Consider the following 6,853-nt stretch of genomic DNA (forward strand, 5'->3'; position numbering starts at 1 on the left):
ATGGGGCCGCGGCTTCGATGAGGCTCAGGTCTCCCTGAGACGGATGAGGATGGAACGGGTCTGGCAGAGCCGGAACGCCGGGGGCGGGAATTTGGGCAGCGGCTTGGCGCGCCTCGCCCGAGCGCTGCTCAAAGCCCTCTTGCCCGGCCTGTGCCGCTTGCTCTTGAGATGCCGGGGGCTGCACCTGCCGCCAAGCTGTTACATTGGATAGGTCAAATTTGTGCAGGTTCATGCTAGCCTCAGGGGCTCCGGCGGCCTCCCTGCATGGGAGTAGCGGGAGGTCGGTCTCCCGGGCAGGCTCAACGGTCACCCGGTCAGGAGGTCTGCCATGGAACAGTTTCTCGGTCTTGATGTTTCCGTTCTCACTACCAGCGTCTGCGTAATGGAAACGGCTGGTAAAGTCATTCGAGAGGGCAAGGTGGAGACCGAACTGGAGGCGATCGGCGCCCTGTTTGCGATTGGCGGCCTCTACAAGCGTGTCGGCCTTGAGGCCGGTCCGTTTTCGCAAATGGCTCTACAGTGTGCCGCAGACGAAATGTGCCGGCCGGCCAGAAGGCTTTTGGTGGAACGACCATAATTGCTCGCTCTTGCGGTAGCGATTGCCTAAGGCTGGTCACAGAGGAACTCCTGCAGGTTCGTGCCGTAGGGTATTTGTTGATCCAACGAAGCAAATGCCGTGCCAAACCAGAAAACCGTTTTTAGACAACATGATCGTTTTGATAGTGCAGTGTTTCATACCCAACACTGTCTGAAGCCCGACAATGAGTCCGACTGCCGGGCATGCAACCGAACGCTGTGATCCTGTTCTCCGGACAGGTCTCCCGCTGCAGCCCGACTTGGCAATTCATCAGGGCATGTCGCAAAGGAGAAGTCGAAGGGCAAGGCGGCTTCCGGCTCGCACGCGGCCCTCCAAAGACATCGACGCCCTCATGCCCTGGGCCTTAAGGAGGGAACCATGTCTGTCGCTTCGTGGTCAGGGTCGTTGTTGGCTTGGGAGCAGGAGCTCACAGCGCTGAAGGCGTGGGTTGGGCGGGTGCTTCCTCGTCGTGAGTTGCGAGAGACGGGCGCAGATTTTCTCGACGGCCTTCTTTCCGGCATTGAGCGCAAGACAGGCTGGCTGATGGCTGAGCAGTCCGGAGCGGCACGGCTTTATCGGATGCAGTCGCTGTTGGGGCGCAACCACTGGACGCTGCGAGACGAGGGTTCGCCATTATGTGGTGGACGGCGTTGGGCGATGTGGATGGCGTCCTGATCGTCGACGACACGGCATTTGTGAAGAACGGCGATCGTTCCGCCGTTGTCGCGCGACAGTACTCGGGAACAGCGGGTCGGATCGAGAACAGCCGAGATCGGCGTGTTCTTGGCTTGCGCGAGCCGCTACGGCCAAGCGCTGGTCGATCGTCGCCTTATGTACCGGAGAGCTGGACAAAGGATCGGGCTCGATGTGCCAGGGTGTCGATCCCGGAGACGGTCGAGTTTGCAACCAAGCCGAAGATGGCGTCCGCCATGGTCGAGGCGGCGCTCGATGCCGGCGTCCCGTGCGCTTACGTTTTTGGCGACGTTGTCTACGGGGCGGACAGCAGCCTTCGACGGATGCGGGAAGCTCGCGAGCAGCCTATGTCTTTGCGGTCCGAGGCGATCACTTCACGCGCCGTGGAGGGGATCGTGGGTTTGAGGAAACCTCGCCCGAGGAACTGGCCAGGGAGTTCGATACGACGACTGGGTCTGTCATGCGGCAGGTGAAGGCGCCAAAGGACCTCGGCTCCCTACGACTGGGCACGCATCCGCCGCCCTTGGACGTCAAAAGGCGGCTTCGAGCATTGGCTTCTCGTCGCAAGCGATCGACATCCGGAGAAAGAGCCTACTACAAGTCTTCGCCCCGCCCTGTTCCTTCTTGGCCGAATTGGCGGCAGTGGCCGGCCTGCGCTGGGCGATCGAGGAGTGCTTTGAGCGCGCCAGGGATGATCTCGGACTTGATCATTGCGAGGCTCGGTCCTGGCACGGATGGCATCGCCACATGAGCCTGTGCATGGCCGCCCTGGCATTCCTCTCGAGGCTACCGGCTGATCTTCGCCGCAGCGCATGGAGCAAACCGAACGAAACGAGTCCAAAGGAGCCAATCGCCGCGTGATCCGGATGGCTGCACTCGTCCCGAGCGTCCCCGAGATCCGCTATCTCCTCGCCGGATGCCTATCTTCCCACCGACGCAAAAGCCCTTCATCATCGCGTGGTCGCTATGGCGACGACCACGGCATCAGGCTGCGTCAACCATCTATCAGTACAAACGCCATCGACATCCGCAACCGTAGTACTTCTGCAATGGGCCCTCGTTCGTCAAGTCCCTCTGAACGATATCTCATCGCCGGGATCATGCTTCTGTCCGTGGTCAGCGCGAAGCCGCCACACCAATGCCATCAGATCCAAAGCTAACAGGCCAATCTAGGAAGCGTGATTTGCCGAAGCGTTCGCAGCACTACACACGACCTTGGCATCTAGTGCGCCGGCTTTACCCGCGTCTCAGAACGCGGAATGATGAATCCGCTTCCGGGTGATCCGGTGAAAATCATCTTTACGATCCGAGGAGAAGCGACTTAAGATCGTGAGCGCCCTATGATCTTATGTTTTCGGAAAAAGCTTCGGAAACAGCGCGTCCAGAGCGTCCGCCGGAAAGCGTAGGGACAAAAGGCCCTTTGGCGTTTCGGACGCCAATAGTCCGAGCGCGATCACATCATCGAACACTCGACGCGCCGTACGTTCGGGTAGTCCGCTAATAGGGGATGCCTCGCCGCGGTCAAACTCACCGCGCATGCGTCAGGCTGCCAATTGATCACGATCTCACCCGACTGGGAGTTCAAGTTAGAACTTGAACCTGACCGGGTACTGCTGGATGGCAAGCTTCATCCCAACCCGGGCTGATATGAAACAACGTCCGGCCCCGAGGCTTAGGCTGCAATCTCGTATCGCTTCCATGCGCTGTTCTCTTGGAGCGTTTTGCGGGGTTGGTCTGCTAACCTCGGAGGTCAACGCTTAACGGCGTTAGGATGAGCGTTCGAGGCGCAGGATTACTGCCGACACTGCTCTTCTTGTTCGCATTGGGCAGTTCTCGTTGGAAGCTTCCCATCTTCCCGACTGCGGCCGGCAAGGAGCGGCTCGGCGGCATATCGAAAATGGGCAACCGACGCTCCGCTCGCTGCTCGTTTGTGGCGCGACGTCTGTCTTGCTGCGCGTTAAGGGAAACGACACTAGTGACCCTTTTGGCGCGGCGGCCTTTCAAGGTCGTCGCGGTCGCGCTCGCCAACAAGATGGCGAGGATTATCTGGGCGCTGCTCAACAAGGGCGGGACATATCGAAATACTGGTGCGGCAAGGGCCGCAGCACGCGCCTGAGCCGAACGACGACCAGGACGGACTGGCCGGCGCCACGCCGGACAGAGGCGAGGTGCACAATGAGACGATGACCCACGGGATGAAATTCCGATGCGAGGGAGGCCGGCCGACAATGCGCTTACAGCGCGTCAGATAGATCAGCCTCTCGCATCGCGAATTTCATCGAGGCCAGCGGTCTTAGACCGCGTTGAACGGCCGGACATGTGACCGCTATCCCGCTGGGTGAAATGTCTAAAAAAGCGCTTGTCCGCGTGGTCGTTGCACATATGTCGTTAGTAGGTCATCTCCTGCGAGCCAAAGACGGTCCGTAAGCCGGAACCCTTCTTCGGATGGCTGCCTAAGGCAATAGTGCCGCCAAGGCGAAAGCCCGATAATCCGGTTCGGCAAGTCCGTCGGCCATGGCAGCGATGCGCCGTCGTAGCTCGGGCGCAAGCCCCGCCAGGCCTGCCCCGAGGGCTTGGACAGCCAAGATGCGATCTATGGGGCGGTCGAGTCGCTCGGCGAGGACGACGAGACGCCGCTGGAGCTCTAGGGCAAGCCCTGCCATGCCCGCTCCGAAGCCCCATAGTGCTGCGACGCGGTCTGTGGATCGGTCGAGCCCCTCGGCGAGGACGACAAGACGCTGTTGGAGTTCGGGTGCAAGCCCTGCCACACCCGCTCCGAGGCCTCTCAGGGCCGAGCCGCGATACTGTGACGGACCGAGCCCCTCGGCGAGGGCGACGACCCGCTGCTGGAGCGCGGGTGCAAGCGCTGCCAAGCCACGTCCGAAGCGCAATAGACCCTCGGTGCGATCTTCGGGCTCGTCCAGTGCCTCGAGGAGGACCACGAGGCGCTGCTGGAGGATGGGCGCAAGCCCTGCCACCCCCCTTCCGAGGCCCTGCAGGGCCCAGGACTGACGCCAGGGATGAAGCTCTTCGGCGAGGAGGATGAGACGCCGCTGGAGCTCGGGTGCAAGCGCTCCCACGCCCGCGCCAAGGCCCCTCAAGACCGAAGCGCGGTTCCCGGGCTGGTCGAGCCCCTCGGTGAGGACGACGACACGTCGCTGGAGGTTGGGCGCAAGGCTTGCCACGCCTGCTCCGAGTCCCTCCAGGGCAATGGTCTGAGACCTGGGCTCAAGCCCTTCGGCGAGGAGGATGAGACGCCGCTGGAGCTCGGGTGCAAGCGCTGCCACGCCCGCTCCGAGGCCCCACAAGGCCGAAGCGCAGTCGTCGGGGTCACGAAGCCCCTCGGCCACGTCGACGAGACGCTGCTGGAGCCCGGTTGCAAGGGCTGCCACGCCCGCTCCGAGGCCCCTCAGGGCCGAAGCGCGATGGCTGGGCTCGTAAAACCCCTCGGCGAGGGCAACGATACGCTGCTGGAGCTCGGGCGCAAGCCCTGCCAAGCCTATTCCGAAGCCCGTCAGCGTATATGGGGTATACCAGTGCGGCGCAAGTTTCTCGGCGACGGCGACGAGACGTTGCTGGAGCTCGGGCGCAAGCCCTGTCACCCCCTCTCCGAAGCCCCATAGGACCGTGGCACGATTCCAGGGGTGAAGCAGTCCCTCGGCAAGCGCGACGAGGTGCTGCTGGAGTTCGGGCGCAAGCCCTCCCACGCCTGTCCCGAGGGCTCGCAGTGCCGAGCCGCGATGGTCCTGGTCCTCAAGCCCCTCGACTAGCGCGACGAGGTGCTCCTGCTGCACTCTGGTGAGGCAATTGAAGTTGCGCGCGAGTGATTCCATCACGACGGGATACGTCAGCGGCTGCGGGCCGGGTTGGAGTTGCATCAGCCTGTGCCAGATGGCCTGAACCTGGATTCGCCTTTCTTGAGGCGTTGCGACTATCATCGCGGCGACACGCAGCTCTTGATTTGTGTGCGACATCCTCAGCAGATCCATCGGGCTGAGCCGCTCAGCAATCTCAACGAGCATGTCCAGCGGCAGATCAAGGATACTCAGAGGAGGAGACGCTTGATCTTGAGGCTCAGAGCGCGTCTGCTCCACTATAGAACAGGATGATTCACCGGGTCCTTCAACGCCAGCCGCCGGTCCGATGAGAGAATCGTCCGTGATATCACGCTCGATGGCGTTGAATGCCGAGATGGGCGCCTTGCCACGCTCCTCAATGCCCCTCATATTCACCTCCTATGGATACATCTTGAGATCATCGTGATTGTCGCGCAGCGGAAGCATCAAGGATCGGCAGTTCCTAGAACGTCGCTGGCTTGACCAGGTTGAGTCCGCGATTACTCGATCGGACAAGATCCTTTCCATCGTCGACCATGAGCTGCCCTGTCGAAGAAGACCGGATGAGACCGCCAGTTCCAGGCGGCCCGCCAATGATTGCCCAATATCGGCGTGCACTGATGGGGTGCGCACCTGGGAACTGTTCAGCATCATGGCTCATCGGGGGCGCTCCGGTGGTTGTGGGCGGCATCAGCCGAGGTGTCGGATCGTCTTCATCATCAAGATGGATCCCCGCAAAAGACGTACCGCTTCAAACGATCGGCATTGATCCGAGAGCTCCCGTGCCGAGGGGAATCGACTTTACCTGTTTAGTCAGCGGCGTGGATGTCGGCACTGGCTCGGCGAAGCTTCTGCCTGCGGCGTTGCCCCGCGCCGTTTGGAGCCTGGTTGAAGTTCATTACTCGGATTTCGGATCGATTGTATGTAGTATCCATTGTTGATTCCGGTCGGTGACGATTTCCTGTGCAGGAGACCCATCTCATCGCTCTGTGGCCGATCCGGCATGCGCGCGACGAGCTTGCAAACGGCACATAAAGCTCTTCGATCAGCGGCCGACCCTCCGGAACATAGCCGAGATCGGTCTGGCTCGTCTGAAAGAACCGGCGTCAGAGCGTCTTTCGCGCGGGCCAAGGTTCCGCTCCTTCTGCCCAGCGACCTCGGCGAGTTCGCCTGCCGTGGTGGGATGTCGGCCATAGTCGAAGTCGAACGCTGTGTCGATGGTGCTGGCTGGAGCGATCCGGCAAGGTAAGTTGCGGGCTCCGCGATTGCTTGCCCGCTTCGACATATGGATCTCTCCTTTTGTCCGAAAGTGGGCATGCCGAATGTCCGCCAATCTGTTGCGAACGGAACGAATCCCAGCCAATACGAACGTAAATTCCGCTGCGCAAACTGGTCTGGATCTTGCGTTGTGCTTTGTCGAACACGAAAAGATTGGGTGCCCGGAGTCCAGTTCGCAATGTGGGATCGTCAGTGAATGCTCTTCCCACGTTATCCGCTTGGGTCCCTGCGGTAGGTGCTGTTCGTGATTTCGAAGACAAGCGTGATATGAATCCGCATCCAGGCATTGGTCCTCAGCATGGTGCTGAGATTGGTGGTTGGAAGGGCCGCAATGGCAAGACGAGTTTTCAGACCGAGGTGCCCAAGCCGGCTACTAAGCCGGACCCCGAAATATCCCTAGAGGGCAGCCAGCCGCCTCACGTCGCGGTCACGCCGGTTACTAAGCCGGACCCTGAGATAGTGGAGGTTG

At 61.1% G+C, this 6,853-nt stretch carries 6 protein-coding genes and 1 pseudogene; 5 read left to right on the forward strand and 2 right to left on the reverse strand.

What is annotated here, in order from left to right; genetic code table 11:
• Positions 1–232: hypothetical protein (locus tag NKH73_RS32405; protein WP_352939570.1), on the reverse strand; the 232-nt coding region annotated here is incomplete at its 3' end.
• A 96-nt stretch (positions 233–328) separates the two neighbouring features.
• Here NKH73_RS32405 and NKH73_RS32410 point away from each other — a divergent pair.
• The 4 genes and pseudogenes from NKH73_RS32410 to NKH73_RS32690 form a co-directional block, all read left to right on the forward strand.
• Entirely contained in the window at positions 329–577 is a 249-nt protein-coding gene (locus tag NKH73_RS32410; RefSeq protein ID WP_352799886.1) for a hypothetical protein, read from the forward strand.
• 378 nt (positions 578–955) lie between these two features.
• Positions 956–1,252 carry a hypothetical protein gene (locus NKH73_RS32415; protein ID WP_352939572.1) on the forward strand — a complete coding sequence of 99 codons (297 nt, stop codon included), beginning with the start codon at positions 956–958 and terminating at the stop codon, positions 1,250–1,252.
• The gene (locus NKH73_RS32420; protein WP_352939574.1) at positions 1,213–1,743 is read left to right on the forward strand and encodes a transposase; all 531 of its coding nucleotides are present in this window, start codon (positions 1,213–1,215) and stop codon (positions 1,741–1,743) included. Before NKH73_RS32415 ends, NKH73_RS32420 begins: the two co-directional genes overlap by 40 nt.
• A 1,385-nt stretch (positions 1,744–3,128) precedes the next feature.
• Positions 3,129–3,386: pseudogene (locus tag NKH73_RS32690) on the forward strand (IS110 family transposase); the annotation flags it as partial.
• A gap of 337 nt (positions 3,387–3,723) precedes the next feature.
• On the opposite strand, the gene NKH73_RS32430 reads toward NKH73_RS32690, so the two are convergent.
• Positions 3,724–5,496 carry an F-box protein gene (locus tag NKH73_RS32430; protein ID WP_352939577.1) on the reverse strand — a complete coding sequence of 591 codons (1,773 nt, stop codon included), beginning with the start codon at positions 5,494–5,496 and terminating at the stop codon, positions 3,724–3,726.
• Positions 5,497–6,576: 1,080 nt separating this feature from the next.
• Here NKH73_RS32430 and NKH73_RS32435 point away from each other — a divergent pair.
• Positions 6,577–6,853: hypothetical protein (locus NKH73_RS32435; RefSeq protein WP_352939580.1), on the forward strand; the 277-nt coding region annotated here is incomplete at its 3' end.

The sequence above is a fragment of the Mesorhizobium sp. M0938 genome (assembly GCF_040319125.1).
Taxonomy (GTDB): Bacteria; Pseudomonadota; Alphaproteobacteria; order Rhizobiales; family Rhizobiaceae; genus Mesorhizobium; species Mesorhizobium robiniae.

What these genes read in the sequence shown, in the direction of transcription:
- NKH73_RS32420 (WP_352939574.1), top strand. Translation starts at nt 1,213, where the DNA reads ATGTGGTGGACGGCGTTGGGCGATGTGGATGGCGTCCTGATCGTCGAC.
- NKH73_RS32430 (WP_352939577.1), bottom strand. Translation starts at nt 5,496, where the DNA reads ATGAGGGGCATTGAGGAGCGTGGCAAGGCGCCCATCTCGGCATTCAAC.
- NKH73_RS32410 (WP_352799886.1), top strand. Translation starts at nt 329, where the DNA reads ATGGAACAGTTTCTCGGTCTTGATGTTTCCGTTCTCACTACCAGCGTC.
- NKH73_RS32415 (WP_352939572.1), top strand. Translation starts at nt 956, where the DNA reads ATGTCTGTCGCTTCGTGGTCAGGGTCGTTGTTGGCTTGGGAGCAGGAG.